Origin of the sequence: Streptomyces sp. NPDC091416, from assembly GCF_044756845.1 — a bacterium.
GTDB lineage: Bacteria > Actinomycetota > Actinomycetes > Streptomycetales > Streptomycetaceae > Streptomyces.
In genome coordinates, this window is record NZ_JBIVTU010000004.1 from 530,713 (window position 1) to 549,834 (window position 19,122).

15 protein-coding genes and 2 pseudogenes are annotated in these 19,122 nt (G+C 70.8%); 12 read left to right on the top strand and 5 right to left on the bottom strand.

The genetic code is table 11. The annotated features are described in order from the left end of the window. Window positions 1–29 precede the first annotated feature (29 nt). The 3 genes from ACIQMX_RS15875 to ACIQMX_RS15885 all read left to right on the top strand — a co-directional run bounded on the left by ACIQMX_RS15875 (window position 30) and on the right by ACIQMX_RS15885 (window position 4,727). A complete protein-coding gene (locus ACIQMX_RS15875; RefSeq protein ID WP_363074366.1) occupies window positions 30–1,127 on the top strand; it encodes a helix-turn-helix transcriptional regulator in 1,098 nt (365 codons plus the stop codon). 132 nt (window positions 1,128–1,259) lie between these two features. After that, a complete protein-coding gene (locus ACIQMX_RS15880; RefSeq protein ID WP_402478324.1) occupies window positions 1,260–3,953 on the top strand; it encodes a M4 family metallopeptidase in 2,694 nt (897 codons plus the stop codon). A 141-nt stretch (window positions 3,954–4,094) separates the two neighbouring features. Next, window positions 4,095–4,727: a TetR/AcrR family transcriptional regulator gene (locus tag ACIQMX_RS15885; protein ID WP_402478326.1), complete on the top strand. Its 633-nt coding sequence runs from the start codon at window positions 4,095–4,097 to the stop codon at window positions 4,725–4,727. On the opposite strand, the gene ACIQMX_RS15890 is transcribed toward ACIQMX_RS15885, so the two are convergent. Then, window positions 4,645–5,619, bottom strand: coding sequence for an oxygenase MpaB family protein (locus ACIQMX_RS15890; RefSeq protein WP_402478329.1), 975 nt, complete (start codon window positions 5,617–5,619; stop codon window positions 4,645–4,647). The genes ACIQMX_RS15885 and ACIQMX_RS15890 overlap by 83 nt on opposite strands. A 284-nt stretch (window positions 5,620–5,903) precedes the next feature. Between ACIQMX_RS15890 and ACIQMX_RS15895 the strand changes: the two genes are divergently transcribed. The 5 genes and pseudogenes from ACIQMX_RS15895 to ACIQMX_RS15915 all read left to right on the top strand — a co-directional run. Further along, window positions 5,904–6,863, top strand: a complete 960-nt coding sequence (locus ACIQMX_RS15895) for an oxygenase MpaB family protein (RefSeq protein ID WP_402478331.1) — start codon at window positions 5,904–5,906, stop codon at window positions 6,861–6,863. Window positions 6,864–6,877: 14 nt separating this feature from the next. Next, the gene (locus ACIQMX_RS15900; protein WP_402478496.1) at window positions 6,878–7,312 is read left to right on the top strand and encodes a transposase; all 435 of its coding nucleotides are present in this window, start codon (window positions 6,878–6,880) and stop codon (window positions 7,310–7,312) included. Window positions 7,313–7,521: 209 nt separating this feature from the next. After that, window positions 7,522–8,259 (top strand): hypothetical protein, encoded by a 738-nt coding sequence (locus tag ACIQMX_RS15905; protein ID WP_402478334.1) that lies wholly within the window; start codon window positions 7,522–7,524, stop codon window positions 8,257–8,259. Window positions 8,260–8,370: 111 nt separating this feature from the next. Then, window positions 8,371–8,859, top strand: coding sequence for a hypothetical protein (locus tag ACIQMX_RS15910; protein ID WP_402478337.1), 489 nt, complete (start codon window positions 8,371–8,373; stop codon window positions 8,857–8,859). Window positions 8,860–8,888: 29 nt separating this feature from the next. Continuing rightward, a pseudogene (locus ACIQMX_RS15915) lies at window positions 8,889–9,381 on the top strand (transposase); the annotation flags it as partial. A 34-nt stretch (window positions 9,382–9,415) separates the two neighbouring features. Here ACIQMX_RS15915 and ACIQMX_RS15920 read toward each other — a convergent pair. The 3 genes and pseudogenes from ACIQMX_RS15920 to ACIQMX_RS15930 all read right to left on the bottom strand — a co-directional run. Next, window positions 9,416–9,634, bottom strand: a pseudogene (locus ACIQMX_RS15920) (transposase); the annotation flags it as partial. Between the two features lie 293 nt (window positions 9,635–9,927). Continuing rightward, the gene (locus ACIQMX_RS15925; RefSeq protein ID WP_363074375.1) at window positions 9,928–10,971 is read right to left on the bottom strand and encodes a LacI family DNA-binding transcriptional regulator; all 1,044 of its coding nucleotides are present in this window, start codon (window positions 10,969–10,971) and stop codon (window positions 9,928–9,930) included. 73 nt (window positions 10,972–11,044) lie between these two features. After that, window positions 11,045–11,569 carry a GNAT family N-acetyltransferase gene (locus ACIQMX_RS15930; RefSeq protein ID WP_402478340.1) on the bottom strand — a complete coding sequence of 175 codons (525 nt, stop codon included), beginning with the start codon at window positions 11,567–11,569 and terminating at the stop codon, window positions 11,045–11,047. 170 nt (window positions 11,570–11,739) lie between these two features. On the opposite strand from ACIQMX_RS15930, the gene ACIQMX_RS15935 reads away from it, so the two are divergent. Both ACIQMX_RS15935 and ACIQMX_RS15940 read left to right on the top strand, forming a co-directional pair. Continuing rightward, window positions 11,740–13,056, top strand: coding sequence for a M14 family metallocarboxypeptidase (locus ACIQMX_RS15935; protein ID WP_402478343.1), 1,317 nt, complete (start codon window positions 11,740–11,742; stop codon window positions 13,054–13,056). Window positions 13,057–13,130: 74 nt separating this feature from the next. After that, window positions 13,131–14,885, top strand: a complete 1,755-nt coding sequence (locus ACIQMX_RS15940; RefSeq protein ID WP_363074381.1) for a BCCT family transporter — start codon at window positions 13,131–13,133, stop codon at window positions 14,883–14,885. Between the two features lie 193 nt (window positions 14,886–15,078). Here ACIQMX_RS15940 and ACIQMX_RS15945 read toward each other — a convergent pair whose 3' ends face one another. Next, on the bottom strand, window positions 15,079–16,041 hold the full coding sequence (locus tag ACIQMX_RS15945; RefSeq protein WP_402478346.1) for an FAD-dependent oxidoreductase: 963 nt from the start codon (window positions 16,039–16,041) through the stop codon (window positions 15,079–15,081). A 67-nt stretch (window positions 16,042–16,108) separates the two neighbouring features. Here ACIQMX_RS15945 and ACIQMX_RS15950 point away from each other — a divergent pair, with 67 nt between their 5' ends. Together ACIQMX_RS15950 and ACIQMX_RS15955 are read left to right on the top strand one after the other, a co-directional pair. Continuing rightward, entirely contained in the window at window positions 16,109–17,146 is a 1,038-nt protein-coding gene (locus ACIQMX_RS15950) for an oxidoreductase (RefSeq protein WP_402478349.1), read from the top strand. 84 nt (window positions 17,147–17,230) lie between these two features. Then, on the top strand, window positions 17,231–18,868 hold the full coding sequence (locus ACIQMX_RS15955; RefSeq protein ID WP_363074387.1) for an ABC-F family ATP-binding cassette domain-containing protein: 1,638 nt from the start codon (window positions 17,231–17,233) through the stop codon (window positions 18,866–18,868). The last annotated feature ends 254 nt before the right edge of the window (window positions 18,869–19,122 follow it).

Genomic DNA, 19,122 nt, shown 5'->3' on the forward strand with positions numbered 1-19,122 from the left:
TCAACGCGGTGGGCAAGGAGGGGTGGGGCATGACGGGTAGCGAGACGCGGGGCGGGGAGCCGGGCGGGCCGGAGGAGGCCGGTCGTCCCGGCCCGGTGGACGCGTCGCTGCTGACACTGCTGGGACTGGGGCCGGAAGAGGACGCGGTCTACCGTCTGCTCGTGGACCGCCCGGACTGCGAACCGGACGCACTGGTGGGGCAGTTGGGCGAGGCGGCGGTGGTGGATGCCCTCGACTCGCTCGTCGAACGGGGGCTCGCCAGTGCCCACCCGCCGGATTCCGGCAGCACCTTCCGCTATCGGGCGGCCTCGCCCGTCCTCGCGCTCGGACCGCTCCTGGAGTCCAGGCGCTCCGCCCTGCACCGGGTCGAGTCGCTCGTCGGCGACCTCTCCGAACGGCACCGCTCCGCGCAGATGTACGGGGCGGGCGCCCCGGTGGAGGTGCTGTCCGGCCCGGCGGCGATCCGCCGGCGGCTGCTGACCATGCAGCGTCAGGCCAGGAGCGAGGTGTGCACCCTGGTGCCGGTCAGGCGGGTGCCCGCGGTGCTCAGCTTCGTGGACAACCACGAAGAGGTGGACGCCGAGATGGTGAGCCGAGGCGTGACCGTGCGCAGCGTCGTCGAACGCGAATGGCTGGAGAGCCCGGAGACCGCCTCCGTGCTGACCTCGTGCGTGGCCCAGGGCCAGCAGGTCTCCGTCACGGACCGGCTCCCGATCAAGCTCGCCATCGTGGACCGCCGCATCGCCCTGCTGCCCCTGGACCCCGAGCGCGAGACGGAACCGGTGGCGCTCGTCGTCCACCGGACGGGGCTGCTCACGGCCCTGGTCTCGCTGTTCGAGGAGCACTTCGAGAAAGGGTGGCGGCTGAGCCTGTCCGGTGAGGCGAAGGCCGAGGAGCCCTCGGTCGCGGCCGTCGACCGGCAGATCGTGGCCCTGCTGCACGTCGGCCTGACCGACGCCGCCATAGCCCGCCAGCTGGGCATGGGCCACCGCACGGTGCAGCGGCGGCTGCACGAGCTGATGGACGAGGTCGGCGCGGCCACGCGGTTCCAGCTCGGCTGGTACGCCGCACGGGCCGGGTGGCTGCCCGAGGCGCTGGACGGGCCGGGCGCGCAGCCCGCGATCTGAGGCGCATTTACGCCACGGCATGTTCGCGCCAGGGCCATCCCTTGTCCCCACGACCCCCCATGACGAACGATCAACACGTCAACGCCGGAGCCGCCCCAACGGCTCCGGCGAGGTGTGCGATGGGGAGGTCTTGTGAGACGAACGAATGCGCTGCGGATGCTGGCGACCGGGGTGGCCGCCGCCGCGACCGGCGCGGCACTGCTGGCCGCGCCGGCCTGGGCGGACGACACGGAGCCGGTGCCGCCGGCGACGGGGCCGGCGGGTGTCGCGCCCGCGATGACCCAGGGCCTGGACGACGCACCCCGGCAGGGCACCCCGGCCGAGGCCGCCAGGGCCCACCTGAAGGCTCATGAGGACACGTACCGGATCCCGGTTTCCGATCTGCGGACCGTGAAGACCACCAAGGACGGCAAGCAGTCGTCGGTGCGATTCCAGCAGAAGCACGACGGGATCCCGGTCTTCGGCGCCGAGTACGCGGTGCAGACGCAGGCGGCCGAGGGCGGGCAGCAGGTCACCTCCGCGACCGGAACGCTGTACACCGGCCTCACCGTCCCCACCACACCCAAGGTGACCGAAGCCCTCGCACGGCAGCGGATGTTCACCCTCGACCGCGGCCTGGCCGACGTACGGGATGCGAGGACCGAGGCACACGGTCTGTCCGTGCTGCCCGACGCCCAGGGCGGCCGGCTCGCCTGGCACTTCACCGTCACCGGCGGCAAGGCCAACGGCTCCCCGGTCCGCCAGGAGGTCTACGTCGACGCGCGGGTGGGCGGCATCGCGCTCTCGTACAACAACATCGACGCCGCCGACGCCGCGCCCGCCCAGGTGACCGGCGTCAAGGTGGACGGCGGCGAGGCGAAGCTGGAGGCCGGCAAGGAGACGGACGGCTCGTACACGCTCGTCGACTCCTCACGCGCCATGTACCCGCTGACCGGCGGCCAGATACGCACCTACGACGCCCAGCGCAAGAACTACACCCTCGTCGCGGGGGGCCCGGTCACCGAGGACATCCCCCTGAGCACGTCCGCGAGCGACCGCTTCGACGGCGCCAACACCACGTCCGGCGCGGTCGACGCCCACCTGAACGCGGCGAAGGTGTACGAGTACTACAAGAACGAGATCGGCCGTGACGGGGTCGACGGCAAGGGCGGCACGATCTACTCCGTCGTCAACGTCGCCTCGAACGGCAAGGACTACGCCAACGCCTTCTGGGACGGCTCCAAGATGGTGTACGGCCACATGGACGGCGTGCCGCTGTCCGTCGGTCTGGACGTCGTCGGCCACGAGATGACGCACGGGGTCACGGAGCACTCCGCCGGCCTCGTCTACCTCAACCAGTCGGGCGCGCTCAACGAGGCGATATCCGACTACTTCGGCAACGCCATGGAGACCGCGGACAAGGGCATCGCGATGAGCGACCCGGCGTCCGGCCTCATCGGCGAGTACCTCTGCAACGGCACCAAGCCGCTGGAGGACTGTGCCCTGCGCGACCTGAACGACGGGCGCAGCGCGCAGAAGGACTACCAGCCCATCACGCTCGACATCGACAACGGCGGAGTGCACTACAACTCCACCATCGTCGGCGGCGCGCTGTGGGACATGCGCAAGAACCTCGACAGCAAGCTCGCCGACCAGATCGTCTACCGGTCCGCGCAGAACTACCTCACCCCGCTCTCCGGCTTCACCGACATGCGCAACGCGGTCACCCTCGCCGCCAAGTCGCTGCACGTCTCCAGGGCGGACCTCGCCGTCATCGCCAAGGCCTTCGACGACCACGGCATCGAGCAGGGCTGGGAGAAGAAGAGCGGCACGCACGACGGCACCACCATCGGCGCCGACGTCCTGCCCGCCTACGAGGTCTACGGCGGAGTGGACGAGCAGGCCGCCCAGATCAACGGCGACGTCTACGCCATCAGCCACGGCGACGCCATCGCCTGGGACCGGGGCAGCGCCGCCTTCGGTATCACGGTGGGCCGCTTCGGCAAGAAGCCCACGCACGAACTGGCCCGGAAGGACGCCTATCTGCTCGACCCGTCGCTCGACGACGACCGCATCGTGTTCACCCGGATCGCCGCTGACGGCATCGGAATCTACCGGGCCGGGTCCAAGGGCCAGGGCGCGATCAAAAAGCTCGTCGACAGCCCGGAAGCGGACGAGACCGAGCCGGTGACCGAGAACGGCGCGCTCGCCTACATCAGCACCACCGTCGACGGCGAGCAGGACGTCATGCTCCGCAAGGCGGACGGCACGACGGTCAACGTGACCCCGGAGGCCGGGACCAAGGCCGCCCGGCTTGCGATGAAGCACGGCCGGATCGCCTGGGCCGGTGGTGACGGCACCTACGTCTACGCCTACGACATCGCCACCGGAACCACCCAGTCCAAGCGCATCAGCGGCTTCCTCTTCGACTACGTCTCCGACATCCAGATCACCTCGGAGCGGGTGTTCTGGCGCGAGACCGGCGGCTTCCTGATCCCGAGCACCAAGTTCGTGTCGGCGCCGCTCGACGACCTGGCCAAGGCCGCGAAGCTGAACTACCCGACGGGCACCTACGTGGCCCAGTTCTCCGTCAACGAGGAGTACTTCGCCTACTCCACGTACGACCTGTGGGGCGCCCTCGGCTCCTGGAGCGGCCCCGGCAAGGTGCGGGTCTCCAAGACCGCCGACGTGCTCGCGGGGCTCAACCTGTTCAGCCGCGTCTCCTGCTCCTCCGGCGCCCAGCTGGCTCCGTCCCTCGGTGACGGACAGCGCATCGCCTGGCTGGACACGACCGCCGCGGCCACCGACGTGGTGACCCGCAAAACGTTCGCCGGTACCTGCGAGTAGCCGCATCCGGCACCGCATCCGCGGCGGGGCGCCCACCGGACTCCGGTGGGCGCCCCGTCCTTGCGTGACAGGAATACGGGACCCGTCACTCCGTATCAGCTCCTATGGTGGGGGACGGAAGTCGCGGACGGGGGAGGACCCATGACGGCACGGAGCACCGACGAGTCACCGCTGGCCCTGGCGCTGCGTGAGAACGTGCCCACCGACGCGCTCAGCGAGCAGATCCTGGACGCCGCGCGCGAGCAGTTCATGACCTTCGGGCTGCGCCGCTCCACCGTCGACGACGTCGCCAGGCGCGCCGGGGTCTCCCGGGTGACCGTCTACCGGCGGATCGGCAACAAGGACAGCCTCGTCTCCGCCTGCCTGCTGCGCGAGTACCGCCGCTTCGTCATGGAGGTGGACGAGGCGGTGGCCGCGCTGCCGACGACGGAGGACCGCCTCGTCGAGGGGTTCACCGCGGTGCTGCGGCACATCCGCGAGCACCCGCTCATCGGCGGCCTGCTGCGGCTGGAGCCGGAGACCATGCTTCCCTTCCTGACCCTGGACAGCGGGCCCGCCTTCCTCGCCATCCGCGAGTACCTGGCCGAACGGCTGCGGGAAGCCCGCATCGCCGAGGGCCGGCCGTCGAGCGATCCGATCCCGGTCGCCGAACTCATGGTGCGGATCACCGTCTCCTTCCTCCTCAACCCCGTCAGCTGTTTCGAGCTTGACGACGACAGCCAGGTGCGGGAGTTCGCCCGCCGCTGTCTGGTGCCGCTGCTTGCCGCGGGGTAGCGCCGCCCTCGGGGCCGTCGCTCTCGTCGGGCAGTGGTTCCAGGGGCCGGTTGCGGGCCCAGTGCGGCCCGAGGTCGTCGAGCCGCCAGCCGAAGGGGTACGAGCGGGGCTGCGGGCGCGAGGGGAACCGGCGCGGCCGGGCCGGCAGCCGGCGGACGCACCGGGCGCGCAGGCGCAGGGCCGCCGACGCCGAGGCCTGCGCCCACTGCGGCTGAGGCCGGAAGCCCAGTGCCTTGAGCAGCGGTTCGTCGAGCAGGGCGAGCGAGAATCTGGCCACCAGGGGCCGTAACGGACGCGGATACCAGCTCGCCATGACGCGGAAGGTGGCGTTGGCGACCCGCCGGTTGGCCGGGTCGTACGCGAACATCTGCTCCTCGTACGAGTCGAGGAGCGCCTCGAACCCCTCGTACGTGTCGGGCGCTCCCTCGATGCCCATGACCGACGCCATCTTGCGGCCGACCTCCACCAGTGCCTGCACCTCCTGAGTGCACAGAGGACGCCAGCCGTACCGGTCGATCCAGCGCTTCGGCCCCACGACGGTGGTGGCGAGGACGTAGCGGAAGTCCTCGTTCGGGATGCTGTACTTCCCGTGGATCCGGTTCAGATGGCGTGCGGCCGCCCGCCCGCGCTCCGAGTCGAAGCCGTCGGCCGCCATCTCGTACCCGATCAGCACCGTGTCGTCGTACCGCTTCTGCCCGGCCCGTTCGAACTCCTGGGTCCGGTCGAGGAGCACGGAGATCCGGGGAACGCCGTAGTCCCGGAGGAAGGCGACGCTCACCCCCTGCCGGTAGTCCCAGGGGAACTCGTACTGGGACATCAGCCGAAGGATCTCGGCGTAATCGCGTGCCGGATCCATCCGGCGTATCCGGTGCAGGCGGCTGTATCGGCCCATGGTGCGCGCTCCTGTCTGTGTGCCGACTCCCGGGGAGGACCGCTGTCTTGTGCTGCTGCTGTCGTACGGACCAACTCATCTGCTGTGCAAGGGATGTGATGGTCCATCCGGTCGAGGGAGTCAAAGTTACAAATACTATTGACTTGTTTCACCGGCTCCGTCAACACAGTCGACGGCAGGGTGTTCCACGGGGCCGGTGCGCATGGTTCCGGACGCGCTCGCATACTGGATCTCGCAGGAGAAGGGCGCCGGACCGCGCGCCCGTCGAACGTCGGGAGCACCGCATGAGCGGCGAGAGCGTCAGGGGTGCGGATCCGGTACCGCCCCCGCCCGGAGGCGTGCTGTGGAGCCTGTCCGGTGACATCCGGGCCCTGCTGATGCTGCCGGCCGCCCTCACCCTCCAGGTTGCCCACCCCGCGGTCGGCGCGGGCGTCGACGAGCACTCCGTCTTCCGTACGGACCCGTGGGGCCGCGGGGAACGTTCGCTGAGCTCGCTCCAGCTGTGGGTGTACGGGGGCGAGGAGGCGGTGGAGGAGGGGCGCAGGCTCCGCCGGCTGCACCGCGCGATCCAGGGGACCGACACCCGCGGCCGCCCGTACCACGCCCTGTCACCGGCCAACTACGCATGGGTGCACGCGACCGGATTCCCCGTGTACCGGCACGGGGCGCGGTACCTCCTGCGGCCGTTCGGCCGGGACCAGGAACGGGCCCTGTACCGGGAGTGGCTCCAGGTGGGCCGCGTGCTCGGGATCCGGGACCGGGACATGCCGCAGACGATCGAGGAGTTCTGGCCCTATTACCGCGGCATGCTCGCCGACGAGATCGAGCGGACCGCGGTCGTCGGCGAACTCGTCGACAGCGGCGCCGCTGTGCCACCCCCGGACCGGGGCCCGCTGGCCCTCCGGCTGCTGCTGAGGGCCCTGTGGCCGGTACTGCTTCCGCCGCTGGCCCGGTTCCGGAGCTTCCTCACCGTCGGGCTCATGCCGCCTGACGCGCGAGAGGCGATCGGCCTGGAGTGGACGGAGGCCCAGGAGCGCGGGCTGCGGCGGTTCTGCGCCGTGGTGCGAGTGATCGTGCCGGTGCTCCCGGAGCGACTGCGGTATCTGCCGCGGGCACGTCGGGCGCGGGCGGCCCACCGGCACGCTGCCGGAGCGGCGAAAAAGGGGATCTCCAGAAGGAGCCGCCCGGCGGCGTCTTCACCGAGCCGGCCGACCACGGGCTCGGACGGTCTCGGGGCGGGCTGACTAGCAACATCCATCTGGCTGTCGAGCAGGGACAGAAGCCGCTGTCAGTAGTGATCACCGCTGGTCAGCGAGGTGACTCCCCGCAGTTCGAGCCTCTGCTGGAAGCGATCAGGGTGCCGCGGCTGGGCTTGGGGCGGCCGCGCAAGCGGCCGGACCGGGTACGAGCCGACAAGGCATACGACTCGCGCAAGAACCGTGCTTATCTCCGCAGACGCGGAACTAGAACGACGATCCCGATCCCCGCGGACCGCGCCCGCAACCGGCAGAGCCTCGGGTCCCGGGGTGGCCGACCGCCGAAGTTCGACAAGACTGACTACCGCGAGCGCCATGCAGTCGAGTGCGGCATCAACCGCCTCAAGAGGCACCGGGCCGTCGCCACGAGATACGACAAAATTGCTGTCCGCTATGAGGCCACCGTCCAGATCGCGATCATCAATGAGTGGCTCTGACTGGATTCCAGAGGGCCAAACTGGCCTGCGCCCATGTCGGCCCGGAACAGCCGAACGTGAGACCACCCGGCAAACCGAGCGCTAGAGTCCACCCGTGCGTTGATTCTCCGGGCGGCGGCCAAACACCGCTGCAGACGTTACGGGCGCCTCGTGTGAGCCAGGGCGCCCGGCTGGCATGCCCGTCACCACATCACCCCGGAGACCACGCAATGACTGCCCAGAAACACCTCTCCTACGACGCGTTCGTCGAACTCGCCACCGCTGATCCGGCGGTAGTCGGCCTTGTCCTCAAAGGTTCCCGGGCCCACGAGGGCATGGCCACTGAGTACTCCGACCACGACCTGTACGTCATTCTCGCTGACGGGGCGACGACGGAACTCGCCCGGTTCACGGGACACCGCACCCCAGAACTCGACCTTGTCATCCTCTCCCTCGACAGGTTCCGTGCTGCCGGAATGCCCGGCTTCGAGCGATACGCCCTCGCCCGAGCCCAGATCGTGCTCGACCGCCTCGGCGGAGTCATCGCCCAGATCCTGGCCGACAAGGCGCGGCTCGCCGCCGACGCAGCCTTCCACGAGGCAGATGCATGGCTCGACGCCTACGCCAACTCTCTCTACCGCTCAGTAAAGAACGACCGCGACGGACATGTCCTGGCGGCCCGACTCGACGCCACCGACAGCATCAGGTTCCTGCTGGAATTGCTTTTCGCTCTGGACCGACGGCCCCGCCCTTACAACAAGTACCTGGAGTGGGAACTTGCCCGATTCCCGCTGCCCGGCTGGGATACCGAGCTGCTGCTCGGTGCTATGAACCACATCTCAGCAACAGGCGACGTTTCCACTCAGCGTCGCCTCTTTGCCAAGGTCGAAGTAGCGGCCCGGCGGGCCGGACACGGTGCGGTGCTCGACGCCTGGGGCGAGGACCTGCACCTCATGCGGTCTCAATAGGGGTGCCCCCGGGGGCCTAAAGGCTGTCCCGCGATCACGGTGGCAGGAGTAGACCGTGGGTGGGTGGGCCTCCTCGCGCAGTGCCGAACGTGGTGCTGAGAGACTCAAGTTATGGGATCTCTGGGAACTTTGGGGCCGGCGTTGTTGTCGTTGGCTGGTGTCGCGCTCGGCGCGGGCGGATCGCTGTTTGGCCAGTACCTCATGTCACGAGCAAGCACTCGACAGCTCGAAGCACAGGAGTCTGCCGCGCACCGGGCGGAGGTCAAGAACGCGGTCCTGAAGTTCCTGGGGCTTGCGTCGCAGGTGGAGAAGGCGGCGCTCGCGCGGTCGGGCAATGGTGGTACCGCGGCCGATGCCGAGCTCGACCAGCTCGTCGATGATCTGTGGCTGGCGCATGCGGAAATCGACTTGGCAGCGAGAAGCGAGCCCTTGCGAGGCGCTGCCTATCGTTTCGCAGTCCGCCTCGCGGAGGCCGCCAGGGGCGGTATATCTGACGGGTCTGTGCTGCGCGGGTCGCAGGCGCAGTTCTTCGACGCGGCGTATGACGACATGTGGCCTGGTCATCGGCGAACGGCAGGTGATTCCGTGATGCCTCAGTGAGACGGTGCTGCGGGTGGAACGATCTTGTCGTGGCTGGTGTGATCACGGCGTCAAAGCCGTCTTGGATAACCCTGTTCAGCGGGTTGAGCCCGCGTGGCTTCCGCAAGCTGATCACCGCGCTACGACGAGAAGGCCACCACGTGTTGGCGCACAGACCTGACCCTTAGTCAGTCGGCTCCGCTCTTCGGCGTCTCAGAATTTGCTGCCAACCGCATCATCGACCATCTGGGACCGCCCCTCGCGCTCCGTCCCCGCAAGCGGTTCCGCAAGGACACCGTGCTGATCGTGGACGGCACCCTGGTGCCCACCCGCGACCACACGGTGGCCGAGCAGTCGAAGAACTGCCGCTACTCAACGAGCCATCAGGTCGTCATCGATGCGGACTCCCGCCTGGTCGTGGTGGTCGGCCGGCCGCTGCCCGGCAACCGCAACGACTGCAAGGCATGGGGGGCCGGCGCGAAGGACGCCGTCGGCAAGACAATGACCATCGCCGACGGCGGTTATCCGGGCACCGGCCTGGTGAGATCAGTTACGGGACAAGCCTTGGCTTGATCTTTGGGATGTGCTTGTCCTTGCCCCGGCCGTAGGTATGGCACAGGATTCGCTGCGGTGAGGTGTGGGCGCTGGGCCGCAGCCAGCAGGTGAGGTCGGCGGCAAGGACGAGGCGGCCGTCCGACGCGCGCGGCAGCGGCATCGTGGCGAGGGCCCGTCGCAGCCGGGTGACATCGACCCGGCCTGCGGCCAGGGCGTCGTATAGCCCGCCGTGTCCCCGCCGCTCAGCCGAAGGCCGCCCGCATGTACCGCAGTTACCAGTCCGAGTGATCAAGTACGAGGACTCGTTCGGGCCCTGAGGTTAAAGATCAAGCTAGGCGGTCACCGGACGGCGCGGGCCTGAGACGGTGCGGCCCAGAGGCGGTGCGGTGGCGCGGCCGTGCGGCGTGGTGCGCGCGGGGCCCGCGGCGGTGCTGTCGCGCGGGGCGGGCACAGACGGACGCTCGGATCCCTGTGAAGGGCGCTGTCACCTGGGCGCGCGCGCAGGCGGCCGCTCGGGCCGGTGCGGCGGTCCTGTCACGCGGAGGCGCGGCGGATCAGCTCGGTCGGGATGATCATCGAATCGGCTCCGGTGTGCCCGCCGTTGAGCCGTTCCATCAGAAGCCGTACCATCAACCGCCCCATTCCCTGCACGTCCTGACGGACCGTCGTCAGCGGGGGATCGGTGGCCTCGGCCACCGAGTCGAGATCGTCGAACCCCACCACGGCCACGTCCTGCGGCACGCGGCGGCCGTGCTCGCGCAGCACCCTCAGCGCACCAGAGGCCATCAGGTCGTTGGCGGCGAACACGGCGTCCAGTCCGGGCCGCCGCTCCAGCAGCCGGGCCATCGCCCGCGCACCGCCCTCGGCGGTGAAGTCGCCGTCCGCGATGAGGGCGGGGTCGCCACCGGGCAGCACGTCGGCGTAGCCGTCGATCCGGTCGAGTGCCGACGTCTGGTCGCGCGGGCCCGCGATGTGGGCGATGGTCCGGCGGCCGAGCGAGACCAGATGGCGCACGGCCTCACGGGCGCCACCACGGTTGTCGCAGTCGACATAGGGGACCGCCGGTTCGGACGCCGCGCCCGGCCGTCCCGGGCGGCCGCCGTAGACGGTGGGGACCCGGAACCGGCGGATGACGGAGGGCAGCCCGTCATCCGTGTGCAGCGAGAAGGCGAGCACCCCGTCGACATGGCCCCCTGCCAGATAGCGGGTGACCCGCTCGAAGTCCCCGCTTCCCTCCACCAGCAACAGGACCAACTGGGCGTCGTGCACGCTCAGTTCACGGCTGATGCCGCGGATGTGCTGGGAGAAGAAGGGGTCGGAGAAGATCCGGGCCTCGGGTTCGTCGATGATCACGGCGACCGCGCCGTTGCGCCGCGTCACCAGGGTCCGCGCCGCGTGGTTCGGTATGTAGCCCAACTCCTCGACCGCCTCGCGGACCCGGTCCACGAGCGGCTGCCGCACCCCCGCACCGCCGTTCACCACCCGTGAGGCGGTGGCCCGGGAGACGCCGGCACGGGCCGCCACCGCCTCCAGTGTGGGGCGCGCGTCGTGAGGGGGGCCGGGGGTCGGACCGGGCAAGGGACGCTCCTGGGAGGCGCTGGATGTGGCGGGGAACGGCCGGGCCCGGCCGGTGAGCGCGAACGTCGTCACCCTAGACCGATCGGGGCGTGGCCACGGGATCGGCGGAAAGGTCGATGGTGAACGCCACCCGGTCGAGCCCCGGGCCGTCGTAGTCCGGCTTCACCGCGGAGGCCGTGAAGCCGAGCCGGGTGTGGAACGCCTGAGAAGCGGTGTTCTCCGGACTGGTGACGCAGTGCACGTAACGGCGTCCGCGGGACCGGGCGAGCGCGAAGAAGGCCCGGTAGAGGACGCGGCCCACACCCTGTCCGTGCAGGGCCGGGTCGACGCCGACGAAATGCACGTACGCCGCCTCGGGCTCTGTCTGCGACAGGAAGCCGACCAGGAAGGCGGCGACCTCGCCACCGCCGTCCTCGACCAGGAAACCGGTGGTGCCGAAGTGCTGGAAGTACAGCCGGGGCAGCAGCAACGCGCGTTCTGCCGAACCCGCTTCCCCCTTGAGACCGCCCCACCACGCATCCAGCACGGCGAGTACGCGGGGATGGTCGTCCTCGGCAAGGCGCCGGGCCGTCAGGCCGACGGGAAGGTCATCGATCATCCGCGCAGTCTGTCATCCCGTGTGTGAAGCGTCGTGTACATGGTCGCGCGACAGGTCCGATGAACCGCCCGGCAGCCGAACCCCGCGCAGGCCTGTCGCGCGGGGCGTGGTCCGGGGTACCTTCCGCGCATGCCGATACGCGTACGGGGCGCGGCCCGGCGAACGGACCGGTGACCCGCCCCGGGCGGACCCGTGCCCGCAGGCCTTCCGCCGGCGTCCGCTGCCTCATCCTGACCGCCGTCGCCGCCGCGCTCGCCGTCGCCCTGGTCACCGCGCCCTCCGAGGCGGCGCACACCACACCCCGCACCGGCTTCGAGGCGGCCGCCGGTGCCCGGTGGACCACCCCCGGCGAGGAACGGTCGCTGCTCGCCGCCGCCGACCGCCACAGCGGCCGGGTGGGCGTGGACCGGATCGGCACGACCGGGCAGGGGCGGCCCCTGCGCCTGGTCCGGATCGGCGGCGGCCGCCCGGCCGCGCTCACCGTGCTGCTGGTCTGCAGCCAGCACGGCGACGAACCCGCGGGCCGCGAGGCCTGCCTGACGACGATCCGGGACCTCGCCTACGCGACGGACCCGGCGACCCTCGCCTTCCTCTCCCGTACCGAGATCCTCGTCCTGCCCACCGCCAACCCCGACGGACTGGCCGCCGGCACCCGCGGCAACGCCGACGGACTGGACGTCAACCGCGACCACATCGCCCTGCGGACCGCCGAGGCCCGCGCCCTCGCCGCCGTCATCAGGGACCGCACCCCCGAAGTCATCGAGGACCTCCATGAGTACAGCGCCACCCCGCCGTACTACGACAGGGATCTCTACGCCCTCTGGCCCCGCAACCTCAACGCCGACGAACGGGTGCACGACGCGTCCGAGCGTCTGGTCGAACGCTATGTGCGCCCGGCCGTGCTGGACGCCGGATTCAGCAGCGGCCGGTACGGAGTCTGGACCGACCCGCTGACCGGTGGCCCGCTCAAGCAGACCGCAGGCGACGGACAGGAACGCATCCTGCGCAACACGACGGCCCTCAAGCACGCGGTGGGCCTGCTGGTCGAATCCCGCGCGGACGCGCTCTCCGAGGCGGAACGGGCCGATCCCGCCGTGGGCCGGCGCCGTCGCGTCCGGTCCCAACGCGCCGCGCTCACAGCGCTTTTCTCCTACGCCGACGAAGAGCGCGACCGTATCCGCGCCGCCACCGAACGGTCGCGCGCGGCAGGCTTCGCCGACCGGGGACCGGTGTTCCTCGGGGGCGCGGACAACGAGGCGGCGGGACCCGAGGAGATCCTCGACCCCCCGCCCTGCGGCTACCGGCTCACGGCGGAGCGCTACGCCGGTGCCCGGGACGAACTGGCCCTGCACGGTGTCACGTCCCGACCCGACGGTGACGGTGTGTATGTGACCCTGCGCCAGTCCGCCCGGCGGCTGATTCCGCTCCTCCTGGACCGGAGGGCGACATATCACCTCACAAACGGTCAACCCGATACTGCTTGTTGATCCCGGGAGATGCACACCGTGTGTGGTACTGCCTACGGAGAGCGAAATTTCAGCTTCCGCGAAAGGTGCCATTCGTGTCGCAGGACGATCAGAGAACGGGCGGCAGGGGAGATCTGTCGGTGACGGCGGATCTGCCCGGCGATCCGGCCCAGGGCCGGCACCCCACGACCGACCGGGTGGTGTTCGGCGTCACCGCGGCCCTCACCCTCGCCTTCGTGATCTGGGGAGCCACCGCCACCGACTCCCTGGAGGACGTGTCCGACACGTTGCTGAACGGTCTCCTCCACAACGGCGGTTGGGCCTTCATGCTGGCCGCCTCCGGGTTCGTGGTCTTCGCCCTCTGGCTGGCCATCAGCCGGTACGGAAACATCACCCTCGGCCAGGAGGACGAGGAGCCCGAATTCAGGACCGTGTCCTGGGTCGCGATGATGTTCAGCGCAGGCATGGGCATCGGCCTGATGTTCTACGGGGTCAGCGAGCCACTGGCGCACTTCACCGACCCGCCGCCCGGCACCCACCCCGCCGACGCCGCCGAGGCGATGCAGACGGCGATGGCCACCACCCTGTTCCACTGGACGCTGCATCCCTGGGCGATCTACGCGGTGGTCGGGCTGGCCATCGCGTACAGCACCTTCCGGCGCCGCAGGCGGCAGACGATCAGTGCGGTCTTCGAGCCGCTCATCGGGTCCCGCCACGCCCACGGCGGTTTCGGCCGCCTGATCGACATCCTCGCCATCTTCGCCACGCTCTTCGGCTCGGCCGCCTCGCTGGGGCTCGGCGCGCTCCAGATCGGCAGCGGATTCCAGGAGCTGAACTGGCGGGAGAAGACGGGTACCGGGCTGCTGGTCCTGATCATCGCCGTGCTGACCGTCGCCTTCGTCGCCTCGGCGATCTCCGGCGTGGAGAAGGGCATTCAGTGGCTGTCCAACATCAACATGGTGCTCGCCCTGATCCTCGCCGTCTTCGTCTTCATCGCGGGTCCCACGATCATCGTGCTGGATCTGCTGCCCACCTCGCTCGGCGCCTACCTCGGCGATCTGCCCCAGCTCATCGGACGTACCGAGGCGACCGGCGAGGGCAAGGTGGCCACGTGGCTGGGCAGCTGGACCGTCTTCTACTGGGCCTGGTGGATCTCCTGGACGCCCTTCGTCGGCATGTTCATCGCCCGGATCAGCCGGGGCCGGACGATCCGCCAGTTCATCGGGGGCGTCATCCTGGTGCCCAGCACCGTGAGTCTCGTCTGGTTCGCGATCTTCGGCGGAACCGCGATCAAGCTGCAGGAGGCCGGCAGGCTGAGCGGGGCGGACACCCCGGAGGCCCAGCTCTTCGGCGTACTGGACCAGTTCCCGGTCGCCACCCTGATGAGTGTGCTGGTGATGGTCCTGGTCGGCATCTTCTTCGTCTCGGGCGCGGACGCCGCCTCCATCGTGATGGGCACCCTCTCCCAGAAGGGCATCCTGGAACCGGCCAAGTGGGTCGTCATCTTCTGGGGCGTCGTCACCGGTGCCGTGGCGGCGATCATGCTGCTCATCGGGAACGGCAAGGGCAACGCGCTGGAGGGTCTGCAGAACCTGACCATCCTGGTCGCGGCGCCCTTCACCCTCGTGATGATCGGTATGTGCGTGGCCCTGATGCGGGACCTGCGCGAGGACCCGCTGATCGTGCGCCGCGAGTTCGGCGTGGAAGCCGTCGAGTCCGCGGTCATCGAGGGGCACGCCAAGTACGACGGCGACTTCGAGATCCGGATCGGCCCCGGCGAGAGCCAGATCACCACCGAGCACCACGACAAGCGGGGCGGCTCGGGCGGCTCGACGCCCGCAGGCAGCTGAACCGCGCCGGGCCCGGTACGCGGTGACGCGTTCGCACGGGGCCACGTCCGGTGCGCGGTGAGGCGTCGCCACGGGGTCTCGCCGGGTATGCGGTGACGCGCTCGAACGGGCCCCGCGGCACGCTGCGACGCGCCCCGGAACCCCGCCCGGCACGCTGCGACGCGCCCCGGGGCCCCGCCCGGCACGCGGCGGCTCAGCCCACCAGCCGGGCCGCCGCCTGCGCGCACCCCAGGGCCACCGTCACACCCGCGCCCCCGTGCCCGTAGTTGTGCACCAGGCGCCCGCCGCCGGGCAGCGACTCGGCCTCGATCCGCACCCCCGCGTCCCGGGCCGGCCGCAGTCCCACCCGGTGCCCGAGGACCCGCGCCCGGGCGATCTCCGGACGGACCCGGGCGCACCGGGCCACGATCTCCCGCGCCGTACGGGACTCGGGAACCGTGTTCCAGTCATCGGTGCCCGCTGTGCCACCGAGCACCAGCCGGCCCGGCTGCGGGAAGAAGTACGTCGTCTCGCTCGACGCCGGATCCGCCTCGGTGAACCACTCCTCGATCCCCGGATTCTCCACCAGCACCAACTGGCCGCGCACCGGCCGCATCCCGGCGTCCGGGACCAGTTCCCGGGCGCCGAGCCCCGTGCAGTTGACCACCGTCGCCGCCTCCGAGGCCGGCTCGTCGAACGAGGTGACGCCGCGCCGCTCCACCGAGCCGCCGGCCGCCCGGACCCGCTCCTCCAGCCACGCCAGATGGACCGGCATGTCGATCAGCGGCAGCCGGCACCGCAGACCCTCGGCGGTCTCCGCCACATCCTTCAGCCGCCCCGCCCACGGACCGAGCCCGGCGAGCCGCTCGCCCCGGTGCAACCCCTCCACCAGCCGCACTCCGGTCTCCCGAGGACGGGCGGCCAGCTCCTCGTACCACCGGAGCGAGGCCAGCGACCAGTCGCCCACCCGGTCCTGCGGCTCGATCCGGTACGGCCACCACAGAGCGCCCGCGACCGCCGACGTCGTGGCTGTCGCCGGTGCCGCGGACCAGACCCGCACCCGGTCGCCGCGTTCCGCGAGCACCATCGCCGTGGTGAGACCACTGACCCCGCCGCCCACCACGATCACATCCGACACAGCCGCCCCGCCGTTCCCGCTCTCCACGTCTCCGTTCATGGCCGGACGCTAACGGAAATCCTTCCTTGACTGCTCACAGGGGCCCTCGGACAGGAATACTCGGACCATGCCCGCTCCGTACGCGACCTTCGGCCTCGCACCCGCCATGCGGGCCGGAGCCGTCCTGGCCGGCGGTCACCACCGGGCGCACCGGGATTTCATGGACTTCCTCGTCGACGGCCGACCGCTGCTGTTCCGGCTCTCCGACCTCGACGCCGTCTCGCCGCTCGCCTCCGACGTACCACCGGCGGTCCTCACCACCCAGGTGCGCCGGCTCCTCCTCGAAGCCGAGGCACCGCTCGCCGGCGGGCGCCATGTGATCTACGGCTGCCCCGAGTGCGAGAGCATCGCGTGCGGCGCGGTCACCGCCGTCATCGAACGCGACGGCACGGACGTCGTGTGGCGGGACTTCGCCTGGCAGACGTACGCGTCCGTCGATCTGGAGCAGGGCGGCTACCGGGAGATGGGGCCGTACCGCTTCGACGGCGAGCAGTACCGCCGCGAGCTGGAACGCCTCCTGCCGCCCTCCGGCCCGGCCGCCCGGGCCTCCGCCGCCCGCCGCGTCCTGCTCATCGGCGCCCGCGTAGCCGTCCTGGCACGGCTCGCCGCCGCGCTGCGCACCATCGGGATCGGCGCCGACATCGCGGCCGACACAGAAAGGGTCCCCGCGCAGGAGCTGCGCGCCTACCCGGTCGTCGTCTTCGGCCCCGCGGTCACCGAGCCGCAGCGCACCGCCGTGCGCCACGCATTCCGGCAGGCCGGCGCGGACACCGCGTACGTCGACGGACCCGTCCCGGCCGTCCCCGTCCTCGTCGCCCAGGTCGAGCAAGCCCTGGACCGGGTCGCCCCCGCCCAGCGCCGACTGGTCCGGCTCGACGCCACGCACGGCACGGCCACCGTGGAGGTCACGTCCGCCTGCCGCGTCAGCCTGGTCGCGTACCGCGTCGACCGGCTTTCCCGGCCCCGCGCCCAGGAGGTGTTCAGCGGACTCCTGGAACCGGGCGAACACCGGATCCCGCTGGACGGGCGGTCGGTGAAGGGCCGTGCCTGCCTGGTGGCACGCACGACGGGAAGCGTGCTGACCGCGCCCGTCCCGCACGGCTGACGGAGCCGCCGGCCGCCCCCGAGGGTCCACCGGAGGGCCTGACCGCCCGGGACGGTCCGGCGGCCGATTAGGATCGGCACCCTGATGACTGCCACTCTCGTCGCCAAGGACCTCGCCGCCGGACACGGCGACCGCACTCTCTTCGCCGAACTCGACCTCGTGGTCGCGCCCGGTGACGTGATCGGTCTCGTCGGAGTCAACGGCGCCGGTAAATCGTCGCTCCTCCGGCTCCTCGCCGGGCTCGACCAGCCGGAGGAGGGCGAGCTGCGGCTCTCCCCGCCCACCGCCACGGTCGGCCACCTGCCGCAGGAACCGGAGCGCCGCCCCGACGAGACCGTGCGCGCGTTCCTGGCCCGCCGCACCGGCGTCGCCGACGCCCAGGCCACGATGGACACCGCCACCCAGGCCCTCGTGGACGGGGCGCCCGGCGCCGACGACGCGTACTCCGAGTCGCTGGAGCGCTGGCTCGCACTCGGCGGAGCCGATCTGGACGAGCGGGCCGAGGAGATCGCGGCCGACCTCGGCCTCACCGTGGGGCTGGACCTGCCGATGACCGCGCTCTCCGGCGGCCAGGCCGCCCGCGCCGGACTCGCCTCACTGCTGCTGTCGCGCTACGACGTCTTCCTGCTCGACGAGCCCACCAACGACCTCGACCTGGACGGTCTGGAACGGCTGGAGCGGTACGTCTCCGGGCTGCGCGCCGGCACGGTCGTCATCAGCCACGACCGCGAGTTCCTGATGCGCACGGTCACCAAGGTCCTCGAACTGGACCTCGCCCAGCAGCAGATCAATCTGTACGGCGGCGGCTACGCGGCCTACCTGGAGGAGCGCGAGCGGGCCCGCAGGCACGCGCGTGAGGAGTTCGAGGAGTACGCGGACAAGCGCTCGGCACTCGAAGGCCGGGCCCTGATGCAGCGTTCCTGGATGGACAAGGGCGTCAGGAACGCCCGTCGCAAGGCCGGCGACTCGGACAAGATGGCCCGCAAGTTCCGCAGCGAGTCGAGCGAGAAGCAGGCCGCGAAGGCCCGCCAGACCCAGCGCATGATCGAGCGCCTCGATGTCGTGGACGAACCGCGCAAGGAGTGGGAGCTCCGGATGGAGATCGCCTCCGCGCCCCGCTCCGGCTCCGTCGTGGCCACCTTGCGCGAAGCCCGGGTCGTCCTCGGCGACTTCGCCTTCGGACCGGTCTCGCTCCAGATCGACTGGGCGGACCGGGTCGCCATCACCGGCGCCAACGGGGCCGGCAAGTCGACCCTGCTCGCCGCCCTGCTCGGGCGCCTCCCACTGGACTCGGGACACGCGAGCCTGGGCTCGGGCGTGGTGGTCGGCGAGGTCGACCAGGCACGGAAGCTGTTCTACGGCTCGGAGTCGCTCCTGGAGGCGTTCTGCGCCGCCGTCCCGGACACGGAACCCGCCGATGTCCGTACGCTGCTCGCCAAGTTCGGCCTGCGCGCCGATCACGTCATGCGCCCGGCGACCACCCTCTCCCCGGGCGAACGCACCCGCGCGGGGCTCGCGCTCCTCCAGGGCCGCGGCGTCAACCTCCTGGTGCTGGACGAGCCCACGAACCACCTGGACCTGCCCGCGATCGAGCAGCTGGAGTCGGCGCTCGACTCCTACACGGGGACGCTGCTGCTGGTCACGCACGACCGCCGGATGCTGGAGGCGGTCCGCACGACGCGCCGCGTCGAGGTGGCCGCGGGCAGACTGACGGAGCTCTGACCCTTGCGGACTGCGTGAGTTCGTGATCGATATCGGGGTTCCACCGCCTCCCTCGGGGCGGTTTGCGGAAGAACGTCGGTGCGATGCGGCGATGGCTCAGCGATGACCTGTGGAAGATCGTCGAGCCGTACTCACCGGTGGGCGCGTACGGCCCCTGCCCGGTGCGGTAGCGGGACCAGTTCGAGGGTGTGATCCCGCGTCTGCCGTACGGTCTGATGGCCGAGGCCGCCCGGCAGGGTAGAGCGGACCTGTCG

Excerpts from the sequence above, each read along its gene's own strand:
- ACIQMX_RS15905 (WP_402478334.1), top strand. The coding sequence starts at position 7,522 with ATGACTGCCCAGAAACACCTCTCCTACGACGCGTTCGTCGAACTCGCC.
- ACIQMX_RS15875 (WP_363074366.1), top strand. The coding sequence starts at position 30 with ATGACGGGTAGCGAGACGCGGGGCGGGGAGCCGGGCGGGCCGGAGGAG.
- ACIQMX_RS15885 (WP_402478326.1), top strand. The coding sequence starts at position 4,095 with ATGACGGCACGGAGCACCGACGAGTCACCGCTGGCCCTGGCGCTGCGT.
- ACIQMX_RS15950 (WP_402478349.1), top strand. The coding sequence starts at position 16,109 with ATGCCCGCTCCGTACGCGACCTTCGGCCTCGCACCCGCCATGCGGGCC.
- ACIQMX_RS15955 (WP_363074387.1), top strand. The coding sequence starts at position 17,231 with ATGACTGCCACTCTCGTCGCCAAGGACCTCGCCGCCGGACACGGCGAC.
- ACIQMX_RS15895 (WP_402478331.1), top strand. The coding sequence starts at position 5,904 with ATGAGCGGCGAGAGCGTCAGGGGTGCGGATCCGGTACCGCCCCCGCCC.
- ACIQMX_RS15890 (WP_402478329.1), bottom strand. The coding sequence starts at position 5,619 with ATGGGCCGATACAGCCGCCTGCACCGGATACGCCGGATGGATCCGGCA.
- ACIQMX_RS15945 (WP_402478346.1), bottom strand. The coding sequence starts at position 16,041 with ATGAACGGAGACGTGGAGAGCGGGAACGGCGGGGCGGCTGTGTCGGAT.
- ACIQMX_RS15930 (WP_402478340.1), bottom strand. The coding sequence starts at position 11,569 with ATGATCGATGACCTTCCCGTCGGCCTGACGGCCCGGCGCCTTGCCGAG.
- ACIQMX_RS15910 (WP_402478337.1), top strand. The coding sequence starts at position 8,371 with ATGGGATCTCTGGGAACTTTGGGGCCGGCGTTGTTGTCGTTGGCTGGT.